The organism is Mesorhizobium sp. M0140 (assembly GCF_040322475.1).
Classification (GTDB): domain Bacteria; phylum Pseudomonadota; class Alphaproteobacteria; order Rhizobiales; family Rhizobiaceae; genus Mesorhizobium.
This window is the reverse complement of record NZ_JAMYTM010000006.1, coordinates 160,125-186,687: the sequence shown is the minus strand read 5'-3', so window position 1 is coordinate 186,687 and position 26,563 is coordinate 160,125. Positions and strand designations below refer to the sequence as shown.

Annotated in this window: 25 protein-coding genes; 4 read left to right on the top strand and 21 right to left on the bottom strand. The window is 61.9% G+C overall.

The features are described 5' to 3' along the window. Window positions 1-130: 130 nt before the first annotated feature. The 10 genes from NKJ37_RS08900 to NKJ37_RS08855 form a co-directional block, all read right to left on the bottom strand. Window positions 131-346, bottom strand: a complete 216-nt coding sequence (locus tag NKJ37_RS08900) for a hypothetical protein (protein ID WP_352773701.1) — start codon at window positions 344-346, stop codon at window positions 131-133. A gap of 81 nt (window positions 347-427) precedes the next feature. Next, entirely contained in the window at window positions 428-1,342 is a 915-nt protein-coding gene (locus NKJ37_RS08895) for a class I SAM-dependent methyltransferase (RefSeq protein WP_352721182.1), read from the bottom strand. A gap of 3 nt (window positions 1,343-1,345) precedes the next feature. Further along, entirely contained in the window at window positions 1,346-2,332 is a 987-nt protein-coding gene (locus NKJ37_RS08890; protein ID WP_352441954.1) for a GNAT family N-acetyltransferase, read from the bottom strand. Beyond that, window positions 2,329-3,477 (bottom strand): glycosyltransferase, encoded by a 1,149-nt coding sequence (locus tag NKJ37_RS08885; protein ID WP_352773699.1) that lies wholly within the window; start codon window positions 3,475-3,477, stop codon window positions 2,329-2,331. The genes NKJ37_RS08890 and NKJ37_RS08885 overlap by 4 nt, the downstream gene beginning before the upstream one ends. Before the next feature lie 6 nt (window positions 3,478-3,483). Then, window positions 3,484-4,416, bottom strand: a complete 933-nt coding sequence (locus tag NKJ37_RS08880; RefSeq protein ID WP_352773697.1) for a glycoside hydrolase 5 family protein — start codon at window positions 4,414-4,416, stop codon at window positions 3,484-3,486. After that, window positions 4,409-5,170: a TIGR04290 family methyltransferase gene (locus tag NKJ37_RS08875; protein WP_352773695.1), complete on the bottom strand. Its 762-nt coding sequence runs from the start codon at window positions 5,168-5,170 to the stop codon at window positions 4,409-4,411. Before NKJ37_RS08875 ends, NKJ37_RS08880 begins: the two co-directional genes overlap by 8 nt. 2 nt (window positions 5,171-5,172) lie before the next feature. Continuing rightward, window positions 5,173-5,976: a sugar phosphate nucleotidyltransferase gene (locus tag NKJ37_RS08870; RefSeq protein ID WP_023809483.1), complete on the bottom strand. Its 804-nt coding sequence runs from the start codon at window positions 5,974-5,976 to the stop codon at window positions 5,173-5,175. Then, complete coding sequence (locus NKJ37_RS08865; RefSeq protein ID WP_352773693.1) at window positions 5,976-7,076, bottom strand: CgeB family protein; 1,101 nt, start codon at window positions 7,074-7,076, stop codon at window positions 5,976-5,978. Before NKJ37_RS08865 ends, NKJ37_RS08870 begins: the two co-directional genes overlap by 1 nt. 14 nt (window positions 7,077-7,090) lie before the next feature. Further along, on the bottom strand, window positions 7,091-7,687 hold the full coding sequence (locus NKJ37_RS08860; protein WP_352773691.1) for a histidine phosphatase family protein: 597 nt from the start codon (window positions 7,685-7,687) through the stop codon (window positions 7,091-7,093). Beyond that, window positions 7,684-8,787 carry an inositol-3-phosphate synthase gene (locus tag NKJ37_RS08855; RefSeq protein WP_127292207.1) on the bottom strand — a complete coding sequence of 368 codons (1,104 nt, stop codon included), beginning with the start codon at window positions 8,785-8,787 and terminating at the stop codon, window positions 7,684-7,686. Before NKJ37_RS08855 ends, NKJ37_RS08860 begins: the two co-directional genes overlap by 4 nt. Window positions 8,788-8,943: 156 nt before the next feature. On the opposite strand from NKJ37_RS08855, the gene NKJ37_RS08850 reads away from it, so the two are divergent. Continuing rightward, complete coding sequence (locus NKJ37_RS08850) at window positions 8,944-10,686, top strand: hypothetical protein (protein ID WP_352773689.1); 1,743 nt, start codon at window positions 8,944-8,946, stop codon at window positions 10,684-10,686. Between the two features lie 9 nt (window positions 10,687-10,695). Here the strand turns inward: NKJ37_RS08850 and NKJ37_RS08845 are convergent, their stop codons facing one another. The 9 genes from NKJ37_RS08845 to NKJ37_RS08805 form a co-directional block, all read right to left on the bottom strand. After that, window positions 10,696-10,881: a hypothetical protein gene (locus tag NKJ37_RS08845; RefSeq protein ID WP_352441956.1), complete on the bottom strand. Its 186-nt coding sequence runs from the start codon at window positions 10,879-10,881 to the stop codon at window positions 10,696-10,698. Between the two features lie 94 nt (window positions 10,882-10,975). Next, window positions 10,976-12,022: a UDP-glucuronic acid decarboxylase family protein gene (locus NKJ37_RS08840; RefSeq protein ID WP_352773687.1), complete on the bottom strand. Its 1,047-nt coding sequence runs from the start codon at window positions 12,020-12,022 to the stop codon at window positions 10,976-10,978. Window positions 12,023-12,045: 23 nt separating this feature from the next. Next, window positions 12,046-13,149, bottom strand: coding sequence for a CgeB family protein (locus NKJ37_RS08835; RefSeq protein ID WP_352773685.1), 1,104 nt, complete (start codon window positions 13,147-13,149; stop codon window positions 12,046-12,048). Beyond that, entirely contained in the window at window positions 13,146-14,240 is a 1,095-nt protein-coding gene (locus tag NKJ37_RS08830) for a CgeB family protein (RefSeq protein ID WP_352773683.1), read from the bottom strand. The genes NKJ37_RS08835 and NKJ37_RS08830 overlap by 4 nt, the downstream gene beginning before the upstream one ends. After that, window positions 14,237-15,367 (bottom strand): CgeB family protein, encoded by a 1,131-nt coding sequence (locus tag NKJ37_RS08825; RefSeq protein WP_023809475.1) that lies wholly within the window; start codon window positions 15,365-15,367, stop codon window positions 14,237-14,239. The genes NKJ37_RS08830 and NKJ37_RS08825 overlap by 4 nt, the downstream gene beginning before the upstream one ends. A gap of 2 nt (window positions 15,368-15,369) precedes the next feature. Then, window positions 15,370-16,470: a glycosyltransferase family 4 protein gene (locus tag NKJ37_RS08820; RefSeq protein ID WP_352773681.1), complete on the bottom strand. Its 1,101-nt coding sequence runs from the start codon at window positions 16,468-16,470 to the stop codon at window positions 15,370-15,372. After that, window positions 16,455-17,747: a TIGR04295 family B12-binding domain-containing radical SAM protein gene (locus NKJ37_RS08815; RefSeq protein WP_352773679.1), complete on the bottom strand. Its 1,293-nt coding sequence runs from the start codon at window positions 17,745-17,747 to the stop codon at window positions 16,455-16,457. The genes NKJ37_RS08820 and NKJ37_RS08815 overlap by 16 nt, the downstream gene beginning before the upstream one ends. After that, window positions 17,744-18,817, bottom strand: a complete 1,074-nt coding sequence (locus NKJ37_RS08810) for an NAD-dependent epimerase/dehydratase family protein (protein ID WP_352773677.1) — start codon at window positions 18,815-18,817, stop codon at window positions 17,744-17,746. The genes NKJ37_RS08815 and NKJ37_RS08810 overlap by 4 nt, the downstream gene beginning before the upstream one ends. Beyond that, window positions 18,814-19,920 (bottom strand): NAD-dependent epimerase/dehydratase family protein, encoded by a 1,107-nt coding sequence (locus NKJ37_RS08805; protein ID WP_352773675.1) that lies wholly within the window; start codon window positions 19,918-19,920, stop codon window positions 18,814-18,816. The genes NKJ37_RS08810 and NKJ37_RS08805 overlap by 4 nt, the downstream gene beginning before the upstream one ends. 212 nt (window positions 19,921-20,132) lie before the next feature. Here NKJ37_RS08805 and NKJ37_RS08800 point away from each other — a divergent pair, with 212 nt between their 5' ends. Next, a complete protein-coding gene (locus tag NKJ37_RS08800; protein WP_023809470.1) occupies window positions 20,133-20,405 on the top strand; it encodes a hypothetical protein in 273 nt (90 codons plus the stop codon). Window positions 20,406-20,511: 106 nt separating this feature from the next. Here the strand turns inward: NKJ37_RS08800 and NKJ37_RS08795 are convergent, their stop codons facing one another. Continuing rightward, complete coding sequence (locus NKJ37_RS08795; RefSeq protein WP_023809469.1) at window positions 20,512-21,105, bottom strand: response regulator; 594 nt, start codon at window positions 21,103-21,105, stop codon at window positions 20,512-20,514. A gap of 332 nt (window positions 21,106-21,437) precedes the next feature. Between NKJ37_RS08795 and NKJ37_RS08790 the strand changes: the two genes are divergently transcribed. Beyond that, window positions 21,438-24,548 carry a CheR family methyltransferase gene (locus NKJ37_RS08790; RefSeq protein WP_352773673.1) on the top strand — a complete coding sequence of 1,037 codons (3,111 nt, stop codon included), beginning with the start codon at window positions 21,438-21,440 and terminating at the stop codon, window positions 24,546-24,548. Further along, the gene (locus NKJ37_RS08785; RefSeq protein WP_023809467.1) at window positions 24,545-24,925 is read left to right on the top strand and encodes a response regulator; all 381 of its coding nucleotides are present in this window, start codon (window positions 24,545-24,547) and stop codon (window positions 24,923-24,925) included. Before NKJ37_RS08790 ends, NKJ37_RS08785 begins: the two co-directional genes overlap by 4 nt. A 427-nt stretch (window positions 24,926-25,352) precedes the next feature. Here NKJ37_RS08785 and NKJ37_RS08780 read toward each other — a convergent pair whose 3' ends face one another. Next, the gene (locus tag NKJ37_RS08780; RefSeq protein WP_023809466.1) at window positions 25,353-26,531 is read right to left on the bottom strand and encodes a zinc-dependent alcohol dehydrogenase; all 1,179 of its coding nucleotides are present in this window, start codon (window positions 26,529-26,531) and stop codon (window positions 25,353-25,355) included. Between the last annotated feature and the right edge of the window lie 32 nt (window positions 26,532-26,563).

The following is a 26,563-nucleotide window of genomic DNA, read 5'->3' as shown; positions in this document are numbered from 1 at the left end:
AGTGTGGTGGTAAGCGCCTTGCATTACAAGGCGGTGTCACCGCCAAGAAGCTCACCAGCGGCCCCTTGCACAGGTTTATTTCCTTGCCGCTCCTTCGTCGCCGCGGGCCATGGACGCGCTGCGGTGGCGTTCAGTCCTTAGGCAATCGGTCAGCGGCGCGACCCGGATATTGATCGGACTTGATCCGATTGCCGTCCTGCCCGCGCTCCTGGCCATGCTGCTTCTTGTCGCGATTCGACAAGACCGCGTTTTCTTCGATCTCGTCCTTCTCCGGGGAGGTCACCGCGCCGGCGCCGGCACTCTTGCCCGGCTGCTGCGGCCGAAATGTTTTACCGCCGGATGCCATGATATCCTCCTTCGAATCGGGGACACTCGTCGGTGCCCGTTGTTCGACGTCCGAACTGGCATCGGGCTGTAATGTTCCGCTTCACCCAGCGAGCAGAAAGGCGTCGCCATCCCACGACCGAAACGGCTTCTCGCCGTCGATGAGGACCCGCAATTGATGAGTTTGCGCCAGACGGCCGATATCATCGCGGTCTGAGAGAAGTGATCCGCGATAGGAATAGTTCAGCAAGGCGAGCCAGCCCGGCCGTTTCAGAACGCGCGCAATTTCGTCGAAATGCCGATCAGCCATGCCGGCCAGAACCAGATAGGGAAAGCTGTCCACCGCCAGCACGCAATCGAAACTGGCATCGGCGAATTCGGACAGATCGAGACCGGAGGTTTGTCGCAACTCGACATTGCCGAGTGCGGCGCATTGCTCGGAGGCGATGGAGATCATCCGCGGCGATATGTCGATGCCGACCATCCGCTTGAAGGATTTGCACAGCGCACGCTCGAAACGGCCGATGCCGCAACCGATGTCGAGGATGCTCCGTTCCCTTCCGGTGAATTCTCGCGCTTCCAGCCATGCAACGATTTCGTTGGTCGTGGCTGTGAGCCTTGCCTCATCGCCGAGGGATGCCAGTTGGACACTCGCGGCTCCCGAAATCGCTGCCGCGGCATCGAAGCTGGAGGCCAGCCGCCTGACGACAGCGACATTCGTCTCATCCTCATTGCGCTCATGCCGAACGGCGCCACCCGCTGCCTGCAACATGGCGAAGACGTCTGGCTTGCAGCGCAGCAGTCCGGCGACCTTTCGCAGCCTTGCTGCGTCGCCGGCATCCGCCGGCTGGACCTTCAGCACGACCTCCGCCAATTCCGCCGCTCCAATTGTGGGCGGCAGGTGGAGCGCCAGTCTGACGAGAACGCCTTCGGCGCAAATGCCATCGGCCACGCAGTCTTCAACCGCCAGCCCGACCGATGTCAGGCGCCGGGCGGCTTTCGGTGCGGTTACACTCATGCATCAACTCCGCGTCCAGACCCTGCGCATCGTCCACCTGTCGACGGCGCCCCAGCCATATTTATAGGCCTCCTGGCCGCGCAGGAAATCGAACTCGCGCGCATCTTCGCGGATCGCTTCCGCGATTGCGTGGCCAATCAGGATCGCGCCTGGGCTCTCCTCGGCATAAGCAGGGTCGAAGCCACCGAGGTAAGCATAGGCACGGCCGCGGTGGTGAAATCCGTAATAGGCGCCGACGGTCCCGCCATCGATCGCGAACAGCCAGCATCGCACCAGACCGTGAGCATCGAGCACGGGAAGTGAGAGCCGATGGAATTGCTCGACGGCGGCGTTGGCCAACACACCGCCTCCTTGTTCGGCCCAGCGCATATTGTGCAGCCGGATCAACTGATCGAGGAAGGTTTGCGGACTGCCGCTCGCCGACGACATCGCGATCCGGCCGCATCTTGATGCGGCTTGACGCGCCCGACGCAACTGGCGTCTGCGTCTTGCGGGGACGCAGCCTGCAAGCGTTTCGTCGCCGGCGAGGGCGAGCACGGGGCAGGCGGCATGAGCGGTCGGCCAATCCATCTCGGGATGCGTCATCGCAAGGGCGACGCTGTCCTGCGGCAAGTCCGACAAGATCCATTGCACCCACCCGATCGAGAGGATCGACTCGGCGACAATGGCGACGACCTCGGCTTCGATCCCAGGGACAGCCAGAATGTCCAGGTAGTCGCTGAGCGAAATGCCGACCGGAAGCAGCTTCGAACCGGCGGTCCCATGCTCGAGATAGAGCGGCGCCAGCCCGACCAGATCGCCGCCGCGCCATACCGCGACCGTCGCCAGTTCACCGGGTGCGAATGCGTGCCACCACGGCACCAGCCAGGCGGGAGATTGAAACGGCGTCGCCGAGGGACTCTGCTGCCACAGTTTCCACCAGTGCGGCGTCAAGGCGTCGAATTGTGCGAGGTCACCGATGATTTCGCTGCGCAGCACAGCTTTACTCACGGCACCGCGGCGAAGCGCCGGCGACCACTGCCAAGCTGTGCCAGCGCCTGATAGGCGTCCATGTAAGACGAGATCATCCGTTCCAGCGAAAACCGCCGTCGCGCTTCGGCCCTGCATGTCTCGGCATCCAAGCTGGACGCCGCAAGAATGGCTTGGGCCATCTCATCGACCGTGTCGACGAGAAAGCCCGTCCTGCCGTGCTCTATGACATCGGGAAGCGCACCATTTGGAAAGGCGACCACCGGGGTACCGCAGGCGAGGGCCTCCATGGCCACAAGCGAGCTGGTCTCGGCTGCGAGGCTCGGAATGACCAGACAGCGCGCTGCGTTGAGAATGCGTCGCTTGGCGGTGAAGCCGAGCGGGCCAAGGAAGCGGCGGCGGCCATCGAGGCGAGATTGGACCTCATCGCGAAAGTACCGCGTATGCGTTTCATAGGGATAGACCTTGCCGCCGATGACCAGCGGCACATCTGCCTGTTTGGCTGCGTCGAGCGCCAGGTGGACGCCCTTTTCCGGGCAAACCCGGCTTAGAACAAGGGCAAAGTCGCGCTTCGGCTGCAGCAGGGTCAGTGCTTCGATGTCAACGCCGTTTGGAATCGGCGCCGACAGCCTGGCGCCTGATGGCGCGGTTTTCTGCTGGTTGGGCGAGACCGCATGGAGCCAGAGGTCACCGCGCGTCGGGCGCAATGCCGCGGCCGGATACCAATCCAATGGCAGGTGGAGGGTCACCAAGGTCGGACCATCGTCGGGCAGATAAGCGTCGAAATCAATGCCGTGCAGATGAACCACGTCGATGGGCCATCGGGCGCGGGCAGCCGCGATCGCGTCGCGATGGGCCTGTTGCGCGCGGCTCTTCGCCGCCTCGTCGAGTACGCCGTTTTCGGCCGGTATTTCCACAAGCGTGCCGCTCGTTCTGGAGCCTCGGCAGCCAATGACGATAGATCGATGACCGGCCTGAACCAGTGCCCGATCGAGCATCGACAGAACCTGTTCGGCACCACCGACAGCGTCGGGGCCGACGGGTGCGAGAGGGTAGGCGACATTGAGGACGGTGAGCGTCGCGGCCGGTCGCGTCTCGTTGCCCTGCGCCGCATCTCCACCTGTCAACGGCGTCGTGGAGCCCGGCATCTGATGCATGGGCACCATGACATTTCACGCGGCCGAAGCCCGCTGCGTGGGGAGCGAGGCGGATGTCATGCCAGGCGCATAGCGGCGGATCATGGTTGAACAGAATTCCGCGAACTCCTCCGGCACCAGGGGGGGGCTGGTGTGGTGGGGCATCATTCCGCGGTGCTGAGGTGTGAAGCAGAAGGTGACCGTCACATCGAAATCGGCGAGTGCTTCCATCTGCCGGTCGAACCAGTCCAGCGCATTCGGCCGAAAGCTGTCCGCCCAGGAAAGCCCGGTACGCATATTGGTGACACCCAGCCGCTTCATCCAGGCGACGGCATCGTCCAGCCGCGGGTCTTCGAAATGAAACCACTGCACCAGGCCCATTGCGGGTGTATGGCGCAGGAATTCCTCCAGCGCGGGCTTTGGCGTGCCGTCCTGGCGCAGCAGCCCCATATGGAAATGCCGGTAATAAGACGAGCCCTCGGCTTCGCGGTGCCGCGTCGTTGCTTCCCATTCACGCGGAAGATCATAGAGGCTGTACCACTGGATGCGTGGTGCGTTGCCGAGCAGCAATTCAGCTGTGCGCTTGAGCCCCCAGACTTGGATTTCCTCGGCGCCGAAGGTCGATACGCCGACTTCGCTGACCCAGATGGGAAGGTCGGTGACGGTCGCGATCTCGCCGATCTTCTGCGGCCATTCCTGGATCTGCCACAGGTTCCAGTCGAGGGGAAAGCCGTGCACGGCGACGGCGTCGACATGGTCCAGCACGCCGAATTCCTTCATCCGGGTGATGAACCCCGGATCTATCGGCGAGATGCCGCCGAGCACTTTGGTCAAAGCCGGGTTTTCAGATGCGATTGCGTCCGCCGACAGGATCGCCATCCTGGCAAAGCGGCTCCAATCAGGGTCGAGCTCGGGATCCCAATGCGATTTGTTGTTGGGCTCGTTCCAGATCATCGCGGCTTCAATCATGGCGCTGTCCTTTCGAGGGGTAGACGGGACCGCCACTGGCCGGGTGGCCGGCGGCGCGGCAGAAATAGACCTCCTGCTCCGGATGCAGGACGATTTCAAATCCGGCGCTGCGCAGCATCGCTTCGGTGCAGGCGCGGTTGGGTATCCACCAGTTGGTCGGGTCATCGGCATAGCGGTGCTCGATGAAATGGAGCTTGGGAAATTCCGGCCGGTCGAACAGGTCATGCGTCCAGAAATGATAGTTCTCTTCCATCTCCGGCAGATCTGTGCTGCCGCGCTGCATAGACTGGAAGATCATCAGGTCACCGGCGACATGCTCACGGATAAGGTCGAGCGCGAGCAAGGGGTGGCGCAAGTGATAAAGCACTCCCATGAACAGCACGATATCGAATGTTTCGCGCAGGGCGCCGACGTCGTAGACCGAAAGTTTCTGGAATTCGATTTCGCAATTGGCGATCTCGGCGGCAAAGCGGGCCTGCGCCAGATAGGCCTCATCGAAATCGATGCCGAGGACACGGGCAGCACCTCGCCGTTTCATCTCGATGGAATAGAAACCGGCATTGCAGCCGATATCCAACACCGTCTTGCCTGTCAGATCCGCGGGAATGGCCTCGGCGAATTTGCGCCATTTGATTAGCGGATAATTGCCGAGAAAATGGTTGGGAGCGGTTTCGACACCCGCCAGTTCCATGTTGTGGAACCATGGGCCGAGAGCATCGATACGGCGGCGGATTTCGGCATGGGAATGCAGCATGGTCAGGCTCCTTCGCCGGGAACGACAGGCACATGCGAACGGGCACCTGGCATAATCGTGGCGGTTTGGTGATGGACGGGTGCGGCGCCGTCCTCGAGCAGCCGCAGAGCCGTGCGATAGCCATTGAACGTGCCGACATCGACATAGGCGGACCCAGCCTTGACGCCGGAGGCTTGACCTCCGGCCGCAAGGTAGGCGTTGACCAACGTGCCGATATATTCGTCACGGCATTCCCGCTCGCGCCAGAGTGCCGCAAGCTGATGCAGGATCTGGCCCGGCATCTTGAACGCACCCCAAACCCAGTTCGTGCCGGCATCCTGTTGCTTGACCTGGATTTCGATCACGCGCTCGTGGTCATCGACAATGACGGCGTCGAAGAATTCCGGACGATCCACCGGGAAGAGCAGAAATGAAAGCTGATCGTCAGGCAAATGACAGAAGCCGTCCTCGGGAAACCAGATCGTGTCGGGAAGGCCGACCAGGACGACCTCATTGGGCGCGACGAGAGGAGCTGCCCGAAAAATCGCATCGCAAAGCCCAACCGGATTGGGCTGCACCACGAAGAGAGCCGCGGCGTCACCATAGCCGGCGGCGTAATATTCGAGAATGTCGGATTTGCCCGATCCAATGATGAAACAGATCTTGTCGACGCCGGCGCGCACCATCCGCCGCACCAGATACTCGCTCACGGCGCAGGGACGCTCGGTCTGCCCATCGATCCGACTGCCGACCGGCAGCAGCTCTTTGGAGAAGCCGAGCGGCTGAATGCGGCTGCCGCGCCCGGCAGCGGGCACAATGCCCAACATCAGACTGCTTCCATCATCGGTTCGCCGGGAGATCTTTGAAGGGCGTCGTTTAGAATGTGGTCCAGCTCCGCCGCGCGCCGGGCAGAGGTGTGTTCGTCGAGAACCCGTTCGCGCGCTCGGGTTTTGATGACATCGAGTTCTCCTGCGGGTAAGGCGAGCGCCGCGACCACGTCATCGGTGTCGTGGGCCAGCAGGATCTCGCTGCCGGGTTCGAAGAAGCTGCTTAGGCCCGGCCAGGTGTCGGTTATGATCGGCACTCCACATGCCGCTGCTTCAAACAACCGACCTGAAGGGCACCAGCCTTTTTGCGCCATCGCCTCGCGGGTGACATTCAGCGTCAGACGAGAGGATGAGAAAAACGCCGGATGATCGGCCGGCGGAAGGTGCCTGACGAAGAAGATGTTGTCGCTCCACGGGAATTCCTGCGGGTATTGTGCGCCGCCGATGACGAAGCGCTGGTCCGGCAAGCGCGCAGCTGGGCGAACCAGCAGATTTTCGACCGCCGCCTGGCGATCTGGCGCATAGGTTCCGAGATAGGACAAATCGGCCCTGAAATCGGCTCGCGGCGCTGCCGGCCGGTGTTGGTCGGGATCGACATGCCCATAGAGCGGCACCACGTGGCGCGCACCCAGCACCGACTTCAGCGCGTCGATCGCCGGGCCGCCTGTGTAACTCAGAACGAGATCGAAATCCGCAAGACCCTCGGGGCCGAAATAGGGTGGACGCTCACCTTGTTCGATGCGGGCAAGCGTGACCGGAGTGTCCAGATCGTAGAAGACACGCACTCCGCGGCCTGCCTGCTGCGCCAGCCGCGAGGCGTCGACGGCGTCGGGACAATAAGAGGTGACGATCACGACATCCGATCGTTTGATCGTTTGCTCCGCGACCCGGCGGATGTCCTCCCAGTCCGGGTAGAGCACGACGTTGCCGCCGTCCAGATGATCAAGATCGCGCGCTCCGGCATAGTAGGGTGTGTCGCGTTCGAAGAAGGTAATGGACCAGCCGCGCCGGGCGAGGGCTCTGATCAGTCCCCTCCATAGGGTGGCATGGCCGTTACCCCATGAAGACGTGACGGTAAGACCGAAAATGACCATCTGCATCCGGCAAATCCTCGTCAGGCAACTTCGTTCAATCGGATCAGCTTCGCCCCCCAGTCCCCCGACACGATCGTCGTGATCGAGGCGGGATCGATGTCGAAGCGAAAGCAGTCACCAGCCGGCAAGCCAAGGACGGTGCAGACGGCGACCTTGATCACATCGGCATGGCTGACCAGGGCGACGCATTGGTTCTGATGCCGCTCGCGGACCGCGGCCATCAGCGACACAATGCGTTGCTGGACATCCTGCATGGTCTCGCCACTCGGTGTCCTTGCCTCCTGCCGCTGGTCATTCCACGCTCGCCAACTGGCGTCGCCATTCAGCTCATCGAACGTCTTTCCCGACCAGTCGCCGAAGTCGATCTCGTCGAGTTCGGCGCAGATAGCGATTTCCCCGACACCGCAGGCGAGCGCAATCGGCAGCGCCGTCTCTTGCGTACGCTCACGCGGGCTGCACAAGATCGCGGCAATCGGCTCGCGAGCCATGCGGCCGCCAAGCTGCGCTGCCTGCGCCTTGCCGGCATCGCCAAGGCAAACCCCATCCATCCGTCCTGCGAGATAGGAGCCGACATTGTCGTGCGCCGCATGGCGGATCAGAAAGAAGGTCGTCGTCATTCTGCGGCATCGAGCAAAGGCTCGTCCTTGCCGGCGATGAACGCAAGCGTGCGCTGCCGCGCTTCAGCGTCGGTGAATTGTTCAGGAGGCGACTTCATGAAATAGCTGCAGGGGCCGGTGAGCGCTCCGGCAATGCCGCGGTCCAACGCCAGCTTGGCGCAGCGCACCGCATCGATCACCACACCGGCCGAGTTGGGCGAATCCCAGACTTCAAGCTTGAGTTCGGCATTGAGCGGCACGCCGCCGAAAGTCGTGCCTTCCACCCTTATGTAAGCCCACTTGCGATCGGTGAGCCAAGGCACATGGTCGCTGGGGCCGACATGGATGTTACCTGGTTCCAGGGGGACATCGAACTGGCTGGCCACGGACTGTGTCTTCGAGATTTTCTTCGATTCCAGCCGCTCGCGTTCCAGCATGTTGAGAAAATCGGTGTTGCCGCCGAAATTTAGCTGATAGGTGCGGTCGATGCGCACGCCGCGTTCGCGAAAGAGATTGGCCAGCAACCGGTGCACGATGGTCGCGCCGACCTGGCTCTTGATATCGTCGCCGACCAGCGGCAGTCCTCGCTGCTCAAAGCGCCGGCGCCATTCCGGACGTGAGGCGATGAAAACGGGTATACAATTGACGAAGGCGCAGCCGGCCTCGAGTGCGCATTCGGCATAGAAGCAGGTCGCCTCCTCGGAACCCACCGGCAGATAGGAAACCAGCACGTCAGCGTTGCTGTCGCGCAGGATCTCGCTGACATTGGCAACCGGCTCCGGAGCTTCTTCAATCTCGTCACGCAAATATTTGCCGATCCCGTCCAGCGTCGGTCCGCGCTCGACGCGAACGCCGGTTGTCAACGCGTCGGCAAAGCGGAACGTGTTGTTGGGGGCGGCGTAGATCGCTTCCGCGACGTCGAGGCCAACTTTGCTCCTGGCGACATCGAATGCGCAGACAATCTCGATGTCGTCGACATGGTAGCCGCCGAGGTCGGCATGCATCAGCCCAGGGATTGGTTCGTTGCTTTTCGCGTGACGGTAAAAGGAGAGGCCCTGCACGAGGGAGGATGCGCAGTTGCCGACACCAACGATACCAACACGAACCTTTTTCGATCCCACGAAACCGCCACCCTATGTTGTTCAAAGGTAAGTTCCTGGCGCCGAACCATCAGCGTGCCGGAATGTTCCTCCGCCCATCGAAAAATTGCGCGAGACAGCATGGATCGAAGCTGCATTCGATGCGTTGCCGCACGGCAAGCATTGGAAAACCGATCGATGATCGTCTACGGCGACCACAAGCAGACGCAGAACGCACAACAGCTTCGCGAAGCAGCAAGCGAAATGGCCGAAAGCCTGGATCGGATGTCTCATGGCATCCAACGCCATGCTGCATTGGTCGGACTGTTCATCAGCGTGTCGGAGCTGGTTCAGGCGCTTGCCGATGTCGATTTCGAAACTAGCGGCATCGACATCTTTTCGCCACGACAACAGCAAGGCGCCAGGTTGCTGGTCGGACTTGCGGCAGAGGTGGCGAAGTCGTGGCAAAGCGGTTTCGGCGTCGGCGGTGGCATCGACCCGGGACTTTTCAAACTGCTGGCCGGGCTCGACTGCCAGGCCGAGGTTCTGACCGTCTCTGCCGAGGGTTATGCGCATTATGCGCTTTATCCCGAAAGCTATTTGGACGCGGCGCAGAAGTCGGGTCTCGATGCGAACACATGCGTGATCGGCGTCCGCAGCATTGGCCTCGGGCTGGCAGCTATGGTGGCGGCCTCGATTGGTGCGCCGGCACCATTCAGCGTTCGCCCGATCGGCCATCCCTTCCGCAGGCATATCAACGCCGATCCGCGGTCGATCGCCACTTGGATGAACAATCCATCGGCGCGTTTCGCCGTTGTCGACGAGGGTCCTGGCCTGTCCGGCAGTTCGATGCATGCCGTTATCGTGTGGCTGCGTGAACTGGGTATCGATACGGACCGCATTCACCTGTTTCCCAGCCATTCAGGCGGCCCGGGCATCGAAGCGTCGCGGGAGGCTCGGGAGACATGGTCGCGCTGTCCGAAGCATGTGGCGACGGCGTTTGAATGCACCTTCTCCGAAAGCTCGAAAATTCCCACGTTGCGCGACTGGGTGGCCGAGGCGGTCGGCAGGCCGGAATTAAGCCTGACCGAGCTATCTGGCGGCGAGTGGCGGGCCGCCCACTACGCCGATGAAGGGCGCTGGCCGCCGAGCCCACGCGGTAACGAGCGGCGCAAATTCCTGGCGTCCGCCGGGCGTGACCGCTGGCTAGTCAAATTTGCCGGCCTCGGCGAAACCGGACTGCGCAAGACACGAGCCGCGGGGATGTTGTATGAAGCCGGGTTCGGATCGCAAGTTGTCGCGCTTTGCCATGGCTTTCTGGTTGAACGGTGGATTGACGGCACCACGATGGATCAGGCGCCGCTGCCCAGGGAAAGACGGATCGCAGAGTTCACAAATTACCTGGCCTGGCGTGCGGTTAATCTTCGAACTTGCGAACCGGGTGCATCATTTCTTGCACTCACGGAGATGGCTATTTCCAATGCGTCGGAAGCCCTGGGCGAAAAACGCGCGGCGACGTTGCGCGGTTGGCTCGCGAAAAAAACTCCCGCGCATGTGCTTCAGCGGGTTGAAATCGACGGCAAGCTCCAACCGTGGGAATTTCTCGTTCGTGCCGACGGCAGGGTGCTCAAGACAGATGCTGTCGACCATTGCCGGGCACACAATTTGATCGGCTGCCAGCCGATTGAGTGGGACATTGCCGGCGCCCGTGTCGAGTACGGGCTATCCGACAGCGATGTGAGGACCCTGGTCCAAGGAATGAAGCTTGCCATCGACAACGGCCACATCGGCTTTTTCGAACCGTGCTATTTGGCATTCCAGCTCGGGCTCTGGAGCACGGCTGCGCAATCCGAAAATGGCCGGGAAAAAGCAAGGCTGGCCGCGACGGCAGACCGATATAGGATGCGACTGATACGGTTCCTGGACGAATGCCGGCCATGATCGTTCCGATCAGTCCAGCTTTCGCAACATGTCCGCTTCCTGCTCGAGAATAGTGGCCACTTCCTCCCGCTGGAGATGCGTCATCATCAGGCTGACGCAGCACTCGAGATAGGTGATCGAGGCGCGCCGCAGATAGGCAGCCGTCTCACGTTCGGCCATCTGGTCGATCTCTCTCGCGGGTCGCTTGGGTCGCATGAGGATGATCCTCCGTATCGGGTCCTCCCGCCAAACCACAAGCTTGGGCGGATGTTCCGCACGATCTCGGGAAAGATTCGACCGCCGGCTCGCATCATGCCGGAAGGTTCTGCAGCCCGCCGGATGCGGGTCTCGCCCTTTTGGCAAAGCCTGTCATCTGATCGCCGATGCGACTGCCTTCGAGCGCCGCGAAATAATCGATCGTCAGCTTGAGCCCTTCGTTGAGGGGCACCTTCGGTGTCCAGCCGAGCAGCGCTTTTGCACGCGAAATATCGGGCTGCCTGCGCCGAGGATCGTCTTGCGGCAGCGGCAGAAATCTCAGATCCGATTTGGTGCCGGTCATCGCCTTTACCAACGCCGCCAGTCGCACGATGCTGAATTCTCCGGGATTGCCCAGGTTGACCGGCTTGCCCGGATTGGGATCGATATCCATCAGTCGCCTCAATCCATCGATCTGATCGGAGACGTAGCAGAAGGATCGCGTCTGCAAGCCGTCGCCGAAGATCGTCAGAGGACGTTTCTCGAGCGCCTGCATGATCAGGTTCGAGACGATGCGGCCGTCCGCCGGATCCATTCTCGGACCGTAGGTGTTGAAGATGCGCGCGACGCGCACGTCGGCTTTGCCGGCTCTAAGATAGTCGAAGCAAAGCGTTTCGGCGGTGCGCTTGCCCTCGTCGTAGCAGGCGCGTGGGCCGGTGCAGTTCACATGGCCAACATAGTCCTCCTTCTGAGGATGTTGCTCCGGATCGCCATACACTTCGCTCGTCGAGGCCTGTAGCAGCCGCGCGTTATTGTGGGCAGCGAGTTCAAGCAGGTTGAGCGTGCCGATCACACAGGTTCGCGTGGTGTGGATCGGGTCGGCCTGGTAACGCGGCGGCGAGGCAGCGCATGCCAGATTGAAGATACGCTCCACGGGCTCGCCGAGATCCAATGGCCGGCAGATGTCCTGCTCGATCAACCGGAAATCCGGATGGTCCATGATCGAGAGGATGTTCTCCATGCGTCCAGTCAGGAAATTGTCGGCGCAGATCACGCGCCAGCCGTCGCGGAGCAATGTTTCGCAAAGATGCGAACCGAGGAATCCCGCACCGCCGGCAACAAGCACTGCCTTTGCCCTTTGCGCGTTTCTTTTTTGTCGCATCGTCGTTTTCTCCTGTATGCCGGTCATGCTGCGCTTCCGATGTCGAATTCGAGGGCCGCCGCCCTTGGCTCTGTCAACGCCGCCACGAATTCGCGGGCCCTGGCCGCACCGGTGTGGGATGCGAGGACGCGTTCGCGGGCCCGGCGGGCCATGGCCCGGCGTGTGCGCTCGGACTCGCCGAAGAGGATCTCGACGACAGCGTCCGTTTCTCCGGCGGTGTGGATAGCCGATGCGGGAAAGAAGCTGTCGAGCCCTGGCCAGCGATCGCTGATGATGGGCGTGCCGCAAGCAGCCGCTTCGAACAGGCGCACACTGGGCGACCATCCGGCAGCGATCATGGAACTGCGTGTGACGTTCAGCGTGTAGCGCTGACGGCTGTAGAACGCGGCATGATCGGCCGGCGGCAAATGTTCGATGCGTTCGACATTGTCCGGCCAGGTGATGTCGGAGGGGTATTGCGAGCCCGCTACGACGAAACGGCGGTCCGGCATATGCCGTGCGGGTTCGAGCAGCAGCGCGTTCAGCGTTGCCTGCCGATCCGCGCTGTAGGTGCCGAGATAGCCGAGATCCCAGCGGATCGGATCGCCGGTCCGGTGATGCCGTTCCGGGTCGGCCGAGCAGTAGAGCGGTTCGGCTCGGCGCGCGCCGAACTCCTCCACCAGATGGCCAAGCATCGGCCCGCCGGTGAACGAGAAGTAGACATCGAAATACGGAATCTGCCGCCAGCTCAGATAATCGCAATCATCGGCCGAAAGCTGCGCCACGGTCACCGGTGTGTCGATGTCGTAGAAGCAGAAGCGCCCCTTGCAAAATGAAGCGACGATGTCGATGACCACGCGCCCTTCCGGCACGAAGGAGCCGATGACGACGATGTCGGCCTGCTCCAGGCACCGGGCGTAGTCGCGTTGCAACTCCGCAGTGGTTTCGTAGTAGCGCAAGGCGCAGAAATCCGGATCTCGCAGATCGCGGTGGTTGGCGTACCACGGCACGTCGCGCTCCAGAAAGGTCACGCGGTGGCCGAGTTCGTGCAGACCTTTCAGCAGGCCTCGAAACGTCGTGGCGTGGCCGTTTCCCCAGGACGAGGACAGCGACAGGCCGAGAAAGACGATGTTCAATTGCTTGGTCATTCCGCTGCCTCCACGGTCCCCTGCTCGAAATGACGTTTGAAGACGGCATCGGCCACGTCCGCCCGCAGCGCGTAGGTATGGTCGGCCAGCACGCGGCAAAGTGCGGCCTGGCCGATTGCTTTTGCACGACTGGAGGTCAGCGAGCGCATGATCTCGGCGACATCGCCGCCGTCGCGTGCCACCAGGATCTCCTCGCCTGGTTTCAGGAACAGTTCCACGCCCAGCCATGCGTCGGTGATGAGGCAGGCACCGGCGCCAGCCGCCTCGAAGACACGCGTGGCCGGTGAAAAACCGTTTACGGCCATGCTGTCGCGGCTGATGTTCAGCACTGCCTTGGGTGTGACGTTGAAGGCATTATGATCGCGGGTGCCAACGTGACCAAGCCAGCCGACGTTGGCGGGAAGCGGCTTGTCCCCCCAGCCAGATCCGCCGAGCAGAAAACGCTGTTTCGGAAGCTGGCTTGCGGGATCGAGGAAGAACGCTTCGACGCGTGCCTCACGATCCGGCAGCCGGTTGCCCAGGAACGCCAGATCGCAAGCGAAACGCGCATTGCTGGCGACCGGGTGATGCGTTTGGGGATCGAGCGCATTGTAGATCGGCACGCATTCGTTCGCCCCCATGGCACGGTAGGCCCAGACGACGGGGTCGCCGCCGCCATAGGTCAGCACAAGGTCGATTTCTTGCAGGGCGCCATGGAGCGGATGGTCCGGTTCGTCGCGCAGCTGGGCAAGGGTTGCTGGAGCGTCCACGTCCCAGAATACCACCAGCGCGTCGCTGCGGGCGTGGTCGAGGACGGCGCGCAGCAGCGCCTCGTCCTCGAAACCGACGCCACTCGCCTTGACGACGATGTCGGCGCTGGCGGCGCGTGCCGCGACCTGCATCAGTGCGTGCTGGGTCGCTTCATATACGACCACAGTGCACCAGTCAGGCGCCTCGATGTCGCGGTTCTTCTGCCGGTCGTAGACGTCGGGCTCATAGAAGGTGATTTCGTAGCCCAATTGGGAAAGCGCCCTCAGCAACCCGCGATAGTAAGTCGCGGCACCGTTCCAGTAGGACGACAAGAGGCTCGATCCGTAGAATGCCATCTTCATGCGGCGGCTTCCTTTGCGGTGGTCTTGTTGATGGTGTGTTCGGCTGTGCATTCCGTGAGCACGCCGAACAACTCGTCGACGCGGTGCGAGCAGGTGTGCCGCGAGCGGATGGTCTCGAGACCCGAAGTCACCAGGGAAGCCGCGAAATCCGCATCGGCCAATACCGCCCGCAGGTGTTGCCGCATTTGCGAGCCATTGTGGGCAAACAGAAAGTCGACGCCGGGCCTGAACAGCTGCTCGACATCGGACCATGGTGCTGAAATCAGCGGAATGCCGCAGGCGAGCGCCTCGAACATGCGGATCGTCGGAATTCCGGGCAAACCCTCACGATAGGGGCGCCGTGGGATGTGGACGGTGACACGATGCGCGGCGAACGCCTTCGGCACGTCGGCATTGGCGATCCATCCGTCATAGCGCAGTCCGGCGGCGGCTAGGTCCGTGAGCGCCGGCTTGGGATAGCGGACGCCGTGCACCGTGGCCTCGAGGCCGAGATCGCGGACCGGCTTGATCAGAAACTCCCTGAGTTCGACGGTTCGTTCATCGTCGCCCCAGTTTCCAATCCAGACCAGATCGGACGTGACGTGGATCTCCGGGTGCGGCTTGAACAGGCGATCGTCCGCGGCTTCATGCCAGGTGAAGACGCGCTTGCCCCAGCCGGCGCGCAGATAGCTCTCGCGCAAGGCCTCGCCAAAGGCGAGAACGCCGTCATAGTGCTCCAACCGCAGCGCCGAGATTGCCTCGGTGGCCGATACGGCCCGGTGGTGGGTGTCATGAAACAGAAGGATGAAGTTGCCGCCAGCGGCCCGGGCACGGCCGAGGCGTGCGACAAGCTCCGGATCCGTCCACTCATGAACGATCACAACGTCGGCCTCAGCGATCCACGCTTCGTGATCGAACCCGGCATCGTAGGTCACCGGCATCAGTTCTGGGAAATCCTTGCGGAAGCGTTCGATAGCGAAGGATCCCTTCTCGGCCAGCAGGTTCGAACGGCTCCAGCCGTCCGCGGGCTCTAGCGCGACCGCCTGGTGCCGGCGCGCGACCAGTTCCCGCATGATACCGCGCAGGAAATGGGCATTGCCGTGGTTCCAGTCGGAAACGACCGAGTGGGTGTAGAACAGAAAGCGCATGGTCAGCGCCCCGCCATGGCCAGGGCCGCCTTGTCGTAGACGCCTCGCATGGCAGCCGCTTGCCTGACCAGTGTAAACCGGCGGCTCCGTCGCATGGCTGCCTGGCCGAGCTCCCGCCTGAATTCGGCGTCGCTGGAGAGACGATTGAGGCAGGCAGTGAGGTCGTGCGGATTGCGCGCATCAAAGAACATCGCGGCCCCGTCCCATAGTTCGCGATAGGTTGCGATGTCGGAAAGCACCAGTGGCGTTGCCGACATGGCAGCTTCCAGCGCGGCCAGACCGAATGGCTCATAGATCGATGGCGACACGAAAATACCGGCGCGCGCCATCAAGGAGCGCACCTCGTGAGACGGCAGTGCTCCCAGAGGAACGGCATAGCTGAAGCCGGCACGCCCGCCGTTGGGACCGTGCATCGAACCGGCGGCAAAGATGGGCCATTGCGTCAGTGACGCGGCCTGGTCGATCACCGCCGCATTTTTGCCCTCGTCCCACCAACGGGCGGCGGCGAAGACGAGCGGTTGACGCTTTTCGGCTCTCGGGACGGGGCGGGCGCTATTCGCCACGACGTGCAGGCGCGCGATCGGGCCGTAGCAGGTCTCAAGCATGTCGGCGTGGCTGCGGCTCGGCGCGATGACTGCGTCGGCCCGATCCAAGCCGCGCCTGTTGCGCTCCTTCTGCCAGGCCCATGCGCCATCCACTGTCTGTTTCCTGACGGCGTGGAACCATGTCGTCACGCAGGAATGGGAGACCACCACGGCTGGGCATGGCGCATCGAATCCCGATGCCTGCGTCGGCGCGTTGAAATGGACAAGGTCGATGGCGTGGTCGCGCATGGGCGCAAGCAATTCCCGCGGCAGCGCGTCGAGGTCGCCGCCGTCGCGGGTCATCCAATCCGGCGGCGTACTCAACCAGATCAGCGTCGTGAAAGCCTCCGCCTCCGCAGCTTGCTGCCTCGACGGTTGTGGACCGAGGCCGGCAAGCACCACGCTGTCGCCGCCGTTCACAAGTTCCCGTGCCAGATCGAGGGCATAGCGCCATACGCCGCCCACGGCATCGACGGTCATCAGGATGCGCCGCGAGCGCGGCGTCAGTGTCCGCAACATGTCGCCTCCAGCTCCGCCAGCGGCCGCGGGCGCCTCTCCTGGATGTCACTGAATTTCTGGAACGACGCGAGGTAGTGATCATGGGCCCGCTCCCAGGCAAGGTCGTCGGGTTCGCCCCACATCTCGCGGTAGCTGGGCGAACTCGGATACGGGTAAAGCGGCACAGGTTCGTTGGCCCATACGCCGTGGTCGATCAGGTGAGTTCGCCAATGCTCGACCAAGGCGGGATCATCTTCGACCACGCCGATCAGATTGGCCTGGACAAATGGAACGTGACGTCTGGCATCGACGAGCAGCGCGGCGAGTTCCTCGGTCCCCAGCCGGCAGCGCTTGGCCAGCATCGCCCGGCCTTCGACGGTCAGGCTTTCGAGCCCGGCCTCGATGGAGACGCAGCCCGCGGCGCCCAGCAATTCCAGCAGCTCGGGCTTCCACAGATCGATGCGGGTCTGTACGCCGAATTTCACGTCGCGATCGACCAAGGCTTCCAGTAACGCTTTTTGCGGCAGGAAGATCTCGTCGATGAAGTAGACGTAGCCGACACCTTGGGCAATCAGCCGATCGATCTCCGCTACCACCGCTTCGTGGTTTCGACGGCGATAGGCATCACGGAAATCGATCTTGGCGCAGAAGCTGCAATTGTAGGGACAGCCGCGCGATGCCTCCACTTCCGCGCCGAACCCGACCTGACTGTCGTCAAACCTGTGATGGTGATGCGCATGGGCTGCGATCCAGTCCGCTGGCCATTCGAGTGGCGGATGATCGACAAACGAGCTGGCGTGGACGCCGCCGTTCGAAACAACCCTGGCATCCCGCAGATAAGCGGTTGAGGGCACGGCGCTCCAATCGTCGCGCCGGGCAAGTTGCTCGACGACTTCTTCGCATTCGCCGCGCACGACGATGTCGACGCCGAGCTTGCGCAAGGTCGGCGCCGGCGTTGCAGAGCCGTGCGGCCCGACCGCGACCGTGCGTCCACCGCGCCCGGCCAGACGGTTGAGGAAATCGGCCGGCACACGCAATTCCGGCGGTGCGCAGCGCCAGAACAGATAGGTCGGGGCGGTACTGACGACGGTCATAGCCGGGGCGAAATCAGCCACCCGCTCGCAGAGACCGGAATTATCGAGCTTCTGCAACTGGCCATCCAGCATCAGCACCTGATGTCCGGCGGCTTCGAGCAGGGCCTTCGAATAGCCGAGTTCCAGCGGCAGATGCGGTTGGCGGCAGCCGAAATAAATGCTGTCGTCATACGTCCAGGACGGGTTTACCAGGGCGATTTTCATGCAACGTACCTCACGGCTTCAGGGCGAGGCTCGAGCCGATGGCGGCGCAGCCAGTCGGCGAGGTCGCGGATGCCTTCGCGCCATGAAACATGGGCCATCCAGCCAAGCGCGGTTTTGATCTTGCGGGTGTCGGCGACGAAGAAGGGCTGGTCGCCGGTGCGTTCCCCATCATGGCGAATCGAGAGCTCATGGCCGGTCAGGCTACGGATCTCGCTCAACAGCCTGCGCAGGCTGACCGCATTTTCCGGGCCGCCGCCAAGATTGAATGCCTGGCCTTTGGTGGTCTCGATGCGATCGAGCACGGCCCTGTAGGCGGCGACGGCATCGGAGACATGCAGGATATCGCGCACTTGCCTGCCGTCGCCGTAAATGGTGATTGGGCGTCCCGTCAGCGCGCTGAGCAGGAAGTGTGCGACCCAGCCCTGGTCCTCGGTTCCGAACTGTCGCGGTCCATAGATGCAGCTCATCCGCAGAACCGCCGTCGGCATGCCGTAAGATTTGGCATAGTCGAGCACATACTGATCCGCCGCGCCTTTGGAGCAACCGTAGGGCGTGCAGAAGTCCAGGCCCCGAGCCTCATCGATGCCGTTCGCCTGGATGACGCTGTCGCAAGGCACATAGCGATCGCCATCCTCGCGGACCGCTACGTCGGGCAGGCTGCCATAGACCTTGTTGGTGCTGGCAAAGATCACAGGGATATGCTCACCGCTCAGCCGCGCGGCCTCCAAAACGTTGAACGTCCCGCGAAGGTTGATGTCGAAATCCTCGCCCGGCTGGACCAAGCTTGTGGTGACGGCGGTTTGCGCGGCCAGATGGAAAATTGCCTTGGAAACCATCAAGACAGGCGCCAGGGCGTTGGCGTCTCGCACGTCGATCGTCTCCACCGTGAGGCGACCACCGTGTTTTTGCGCCAGCCATTCAAGGTTCTGCTGGACGCCCGGACGGCTGAGATTGTCGATCACCAGTACCGGCTCGCCACCCGACAACAGGCTGTCGGCGAGGTTCGATCCTATGAAGCCGCTGCCGCCGATGATGGCGACCGGCGCGTCGCGTCGATTGCGTGTGTTCATGACACCAGCCCACGTTCTTCGAGCTCGCGTTTCATGTCGGCGCCGCGATCGACGGCAGACGTGTTACGCACCCAGGAAACGAACTCGCCGAGCGAATTCTCCAGTTGCCGCACCGGCTCGAAACCGAGCAGCTCACGGGCCTTGGAGATATCGGCGAAGCAGTTGCGGATATCGCCGGAGCGGGCTTTGCCAAGCAGTTCCGGCGAGCGGTTCGGTGTCCCCATGGCCTCGGCCAGCAATCGCGCGACTTCGCTGATCGCATAGGCGCGGCCGCTGCCGATGTTGATGACATGACCCCTTGCCTGGCGTTGCTGCAGCGCAAGGCGAAAGGCACGGGCGACGTCATGCACATGGACGAAATCGCGCTTCTGTTCTCCATCCTCGAAGATCATTGGCCGTTGGCCGTTGGCGAGACGCGAAGCGAAGTTGGCAAGCACGCCGGTATAGGGATTGGATAACGCCTGGCCGGCGCCGAAGACATTGAACAGGCGCAGCGCGACCGCATCGACGCCATAGGCTTCGCCGAAGATCAGCACGGCGCGTTCCTGTGCGTATTTTGTCAGCGCATAGATGGAGGCGAGATCGACCGGCTTTTCTTCGTCCGTCGGCAGCGGCGAGAGGGCGTCTCCCTCTGGCGACAGCGGGTTCCATTGCCCGCTCCTGATGTCGCTCGCCTTGCGCCGAGCATTGTCGACACGCCGGCCGTCTGGCGTTGCATAGAGCCCTTCGCCATAGACGCTCATCGACGAGGCGACGACGATCCGTTCGACCGGGTGCTTGATCAATGCTTCAAGTAGCGTTGCGGTGCCGAGATCATTGGCGCCGACATAGCGCGCGATCTCGTACATCGATTGTCCGACGCCGACTTCCGCCGCCAGATGAATGACCGCGTCGACACCTTCCAGCGCCCTGGCGACCGCCTCCCGGTCGCGGACGTCGCCCTTGATCAGTTCGGTCCCGGCGGGAAGCGCGACGGCTTCGCCCGCATGCACCTGCTCCAGCAGCGCATCGAGGATGCGAACCGAATAATCCTGCTCGACGAGTTCCTGTGCGACATGCCGGCCGATGAAGCCGCAGCCTCCTGTAACCAATATGCGTTTCACGACGACTCCTCAGACAAGTAACCTCGGCGCCCCGAACTTTTCGGCAAAAGGTTTGTTCCCTTGCTTCAACAAAGTTCCTTTGGCCGGTCCCATTGGGAGCCGGCGCAGCGCGATCACGGCGCGGTTCTGGAACATTGACGTGCTTGTGCTGTTAGGACGCCCGACAGCCCGCGTGTCCCATGTGGCAACGCCGATGATCAAAGGAGATTTCAATGTCTCAGTCGCAAACGACCACCAACCATGACGAAATTCGCAAATGGGCCGAGGAGCGAGACGGCCGGCCGGCGGTGGTGCGCACCAAAGGCGAGGGCGGTATCCTGCGGATTGACTTCGGCGAGCCCGAGGAAGCATTCGAGCCCATCGAATGGGACGAGTTCTTCCGGATATTCGACGAGAATGATCTGGCCTTTCTGTATCAGGCCAAGACCGGTGAGGGGAAAGCCAGCCGTTTCAACAAGTTCGTCGAGCGCAATCAGAAGGGCTGATGACGCCGGTCAAGCGGCCTATCTGTACGGCCAATTTTTCGAGATGTGGTGAACAATGACGGCCCCGCGGCTTAGCACTTCAGCCTGAGAGGTCTTGGAAAACAAACTAATGCATCAGTTTTGCGCCGCGGGTTTTCGCCATCTCTTGCATGATGTCGTTGAGCCAGTTTTCAGTGGATTGACCAAGCTGTCTGCGGTCGACATCCCGGATCGCTTGCTCGAGCGTCCTCTCGACGAGCCGATCCGATGCCTCGACGTCTGCCAGCAAAAGGCGCGCCGCAAGTCGCAGTTTGGGCAAAAGCGCGAAGACGTCGTCGGAGGGGTCCGGCACGGGGGCCGCTCGCCCAGATGCCTGCGGGGGAAAGAGCGCGTTGAACACCGCCTGGCTGCCCGAGGATTTCCGCAAATTGCTGGCGTAGCGGAGATGATCGGGAATGGCGATGTCGTCATCGCCACTGAAGAACACGAAGGGGACACCCCGGCGCATCAACTCATCGGCGATTGGAAACACGCGTCGGCCATTGAGATTGACGTCGAGGATTGCAGCTTCAGCCGTCCCGGTGTGTTTGGATGCCTGTTCGACGGTTGCAGCGGGACCGAGGATGATGGCACCCATATTGCTGAAAAACCGCGCAAGATCTCCCGCCATCGCCCATTCGTCTTCGACTATCAGAATATGCAGCCCCCGCAGGTCGCGCACGTCGTCATCCTTTCTTGGAACGGAGATTAGAATGCAGCGGATTTGCCTTCCGAATTCTGTCGTCCAAGGCCGCCTGCAACCGTCTCGTAAGCGCCAGCATGCGATCAGGGACGGCCCCAGCATGGGAACTTCCAAGCGATCCAGGCTCCCCTGATACCACCGGCGTCGGGAGTTTTATGTCAGCAGATCGTTTTGTCATTGAACCACCATTGATATCGGGTTCAACGTCATCCCTGACGTCTTGTTCCATCCGTCTTGCGCGCTATATGGTTGTGTCCTGTCCGCCGGCCTTGAGGGGATTTCAGGTCGGGTCGGCGAAAGGGGGACATGACGTGACAGCCCAACCGAAAAGGTTTCCCATCGTGGGCATAGGCGCGTCCGCGGGCGGCATTCCCGCGATGGAAGGTCTGTTCAAAGGCGTGGCCGGTCAGCCTGGTATGGCTTTCGTCATCATCACGCATCTCAGCCCCAAGCGCGAAAGCCTGTTGCACGAGGTCATCAGCCGCTACACCGACATGCCTGTCATTGTGATCGAGGACGGCATGGTGGTTGAACCTGACCACGTCTATGTGATGCCGCAAAACGTGACATTGGCCATTGAATCGGGGGTGCTGCACCTCCGCCGGCCGAATGGGCTTACCCAGGAGCGCAAGCCCATCGATATCTTCTTCGCCGCATTGGGTGAAGACCAGGGCGAATATGCCGTTGGCGTCATCCTGTCGGGCGGCGACTCCGATGGAACCCTGGGCGCCAAGGCCATCAAGGAGCGGGGCGGGTTTACCGTCGCGCAAGCGCCGGACGGCTACGGGCCGCGCAATCCCGACATGCCGCAGAGCGCTATTGCCAGCGGACTCGTCGATGTCGCTGTGCCCGCCGAGGAGATCGGGGCGAAGCTGGAGGCTTTCGCCCGCGGCTTCGACCCGCTGGAAGGGCTGGCGGAAGAAGATGGCGACCACACGGCCGACATCGATAAGGTGCGAGAACAGATATACGCCATTCTGCGCAGCCACTCCGGCCACGACTTCTCGGGCTACAAGACCAAGACATTCCTGCGCCGCGTGAAGCGGCGCATGCAGATCGCCCAGGTCCATTCCATCAGCGCTTATATAGACTGGCTGAAGAAGGATGCTCGCGAGGTGATGAACCTTTTTCGCGATCTGCTGATCAATGTCACCAACTTCTTTCGCGACCCCGATGCCTTCGAGTTGCTCGAGCGAAAGATCATACCGCAGCTGTTCGAAGGCAAGACCGCCAGCGACACCGTCAGGGTCTGGGTTCCCGGATGCGCCACGGGCGAGGAGGTGTTCTCCATCGGCATCCTGCTGCGCGAACACATGGAGAAGCTTACGGTCGTTCCGCGCGTCCAGATATTCGCCACCGACATCGACGAGCCGGCGCTGGCGGTGGCGCGGGCGGCACGCTATCCGGAAGCCTTGCTGCAAGGTCTTTCTCCCGAACGCAAACAGCGGTTTTTCAACGGCGATGGCGAAAGCTATGTCATCAGCAATGCGATACGCGAACTGTGCATCTTCTCGCCGCACAGCGTCATTCGCGATCCACCCTTCTCGCGCATGGACTTGGTCTCCTGCCGCAATCTGCTGATCTATTTCGGCCCGATCATCCAAAACCGCGTCATCCCTGTCTTCCATTATGCGCTGAAGCCCGGCGGTTACCTTTTCCTTGGCACCTCCGAAAGCGTCGGGCAGCACGACGATCTGTTCGCCACCGTCGACAAGAAACATCGCATCTTCCATGCGCGGGAGCATGCCTCACCGCACATCAGACTGCCGGCCTTGATCGGGGAAAGTCATTCCAGCGTCTTCCCATCCGAAAGCGCCGGCTCGAAGAAGGGACTTGTCGGCTATCCCTTGCGGCAGGCAGTGGAGGCGCAGGTGCTGGAACGGTTCGCGCCGCCGCATGTCCTGGTCAACGCCGAGGGCGATGTCGTCTATTATTCGGCCAGGACCGGCAGATATCTCGAAGCGCCACAAGGGATTCCCAGCCGGCAGTTGCTGACGATGGCAAGGCGTGGGCTGCGGCTGGATCTCCGCGCCGCACTGCGCGAAGCGACGACCACGCGCCGCACAGTGGTGCGGGAAAACCTCACCGTGGAGGAAGACGACGAACGGGTCCAGCCGATCAGGCTGACGATCGAGCCGCTCGCGGAACGCGGCAACGGCGAGCCGCTTTACCTTGTCCTTTTCGAGCCGTCGGGCCCGACGCAGGCCCGCTCAGAGGAAGACGGCGGCAGCCGTGACAGTGACAGCACCGCCGATCTCGAGCGGGAACTGCGCGATACCAGAGAGCGCCTGCAATCGATGATCGAGGAATACGAGACCGCGCTGGAGGAGGTGAAATCGTCGAACGAGGAACTCGTCTCCGTCAATGAGGAGGCGCAATCCACCAATGAGGAACTCGAAGCCTCGAAGGAGGAGATGCAGTCGCTCAACGAGGAACTCAACACGATCAATGCCGAGTTGACGGCCAAGATAGAAGAGCTCAATCACGCTAACGGCGATCTGCGCAACCTGTTCGAAAGCACTGACATCGCGACCATTTTCCTCGACCGCAGCCTTGTGGTCCGCACCTTCACGCCGGCGGCGTCATCCTTCTTCAGCCTGCGCCCCTCCGATGTTGGCCGGCCGCTGACGGATTTGTCGAGCCAACTCGACTACCCAGAGTTGAAGCAGCACATCGACAAGGTGTTCGAGACAGGCGAGATCCTGAATCACCATCTGGCGCGCGATGCCAGGGGCTTGTTCCACATGGTCCGCATCAATCCCTATCGGGACAAGGGCAACAGGATCCAGGGCGTGGTGGTGACACTTGTCGACGTTACCACGCTGGCACAGGCAGAAGAGCATCAGCAGGTGCTCATCTCGGAACTCAACCACCGGGTCAAGAACATGCTTGCGGTGATCGCCAGCATTGCAAGCCGCACGCGGGAAAGTTCTGATACGAAGGAGGAGTTCGCGGATGCGCTGATCGGCCGCCTGCATGCCATGTCGCGGGCCTACGGCCTGCTGACCCGGGAGAGATGGAAGGAAGCCTCGGTCAGGGAATTGCTCCAGCAGGAGCTCGAACCCTTCGGCATCGAGCGGGTTGAACTCGATGGCGCAGACGTGAAATTAGGCCCGCAACAGGGGCTTTCCCTCAGCATGGCCATTCATGAACTGGCCACCAACGCGGCCAAGTATGGCGCTTTGTCAAAAACCGACGGCAAGGTCAGTGTGCAATGGTCGATCGAGGATGAAAGTTTCACATTTGGCTGGCGAGAGAAGGACGGTCCTCTTGTCGAGGCGCCCTTGGACAACGGCTTTGGCCTGACCTTGTTGCAAGGAGAAATCGGTTACAGGCTCGGCGGCCATGTCGAGACCGCGTTCCACAAGGACGGCCTCAGCGTCCAGATCGCGTTTCCGGCAAATCACAAGGAGGCGCCGTGAGCGACGACAGGCCGCGCGTTCTGGTGGTCGAGGACGAATGGCTGATCGCCGAAGACGTCGCGTCTCGCCTGCGTGCGGCGGGTTATCCGGTGATCGGCCCGGTCTCGTCGGTCGCCGCGGCTCGTCAGCTTATCGATGCAGGCAAAGCCGACGTGGCGCTGCTGGACATTCAATTGAACGGTGAAACAAGTCTGCCCGTGGCCGAAACATTGCTGGCTCGCGGCATCCCCTTCGCATTCATGACCGGATTTGGGCCGCGCGACGTTCCCACACCCTTCCGAAACTGCAAATTCGTGCCGAAACCGGCAGGCGACGCTGCACTTCTCAACACCCTGGCCGACCTGGCATCGCTTCGTCCCGACAAACACTCGCTGTGATTTCAAGAGGCCGGTTTCGATCAGTCCAGGGGCTTGTCGGTCGGCCTAGGCGTGGTGCTCGCCTGACGCGGCCGCCCGGCGTTTCGATTGGCAACCGGATTGTCCAGCGGCGGGGCCGATGGCCGGGATGTGCCGGCGGTTTTCGGCGTCAGCGGCTTGGCACCGGCATCTGTGTCACTGGCGTCCCGTCTCGGGTGCGGCAGAGCATCGGCGTTTGGCGACCGGACGCTGGGTTTCGATGTGGGATTCTCATTGCTCATGGCGATAACTTCCTTCGCAGCGGGCGGGCACGACAGTCTCGTCGCCCTGAGTTTATTCTGCGGGTCAACCGCCGCCACGGTCGAAAGTTCCAGGTTCCTCGGCAGCGTCGGTGCTATCCTTGGCGGGGAATCCGCGCAAGGTGGACCCCGCGCAAGATACCGACATCTCAGCCATGCGGTCGCATCACCACCTTGATGCAGCCATCCTGCTTGTCACGGAACGTCTTGTAGAGGTCCGGTCCCGCTTCGAGGTCTGCCCGGTGCGTGATCACGAAGGAGGGATCGATGTCGCCCTTCTGTACCATGGCCAGGAGCGGTTCGAGATAGCGTTGCGTGTGCGTCTGACCCATCCGGAAGGTCAGTCCCTTGTTCATGGCGGCGCCGAACGGAATATGATCGACGAGGCCGATATAGACGCCGGGCACCGAGATGGTGCCGCCTTTGCGGCAGGAGTAAATTGCTTCGCGCAATACATGCGGCCTATCGGTGCCGAGATAGACGGCAGCCTTGACCTTGTCGAGCATGGAGTCGGCACTGGCGCCGGGATCCGACTCGGTACCGACACAGTCTATGCAGCGATCCGGACCGCGGCCATCGGTCATCGCCATCAAGGCGTCGTAGATATCGGAGTTGCTGAAGTCGAGCGTCTCGGCCTTGCCGTGCTCGCGAGCCATCGCCAGCCGCTCCGGCACCTTGTCTATGGCAATGACGCGGCCGGCGCCGAGCATCCATGCGCTCTGAATGGCGAACTGACCAACCGGACCGCAACCCCAGATGGCGACGGTTTCGCCTGGCTCGATGCCGGCGTTTTCAGCCGCCATATAGCCGGTTGGAAAGATGTCGGAGAGGAACAGCACCTGTTCGTCGTCCATTCCCTCGGGCACCTTTATCGGACCGACATCAGCGAAAGGAACGCGCAGATATTCGGCTTGCCCTCCCCAATAGCCGCCGACCAGATGCGAATAGCCGAACAGGCCAGCCGGGGATTGTCCCATCACTTCGGCAGCCTGTTTGGCATTGGGATTGGACCTGTCGCAAAGCGAGAACAGCCCCTTCTGGCAAAACCAGCATTCGCCGCATGAGATGTTGAAAGGCACCACGATGCGGTCGCCCTTTCTGAATTTCGAATGGCCGCTGCCGACTTCCACGACCTCGCCCATCGTCTCGTGTCCGAGCACATCGCCCGACTCCATCGTCGGCATATATCCGTTCATCAGATGCAGGTCCGAGCCGCATATGGCGCAACAGGTGACTTTGATGATGACGTCACGATCATCCTCGATGGCGGGATCAGCCACCTGGTCGCATCGAATGTCGCCTTTGCCGTGCCACGTGAGCGCTTTCATGATGGTGCTCCTGCCTTGGAAGAAGGTCGGCA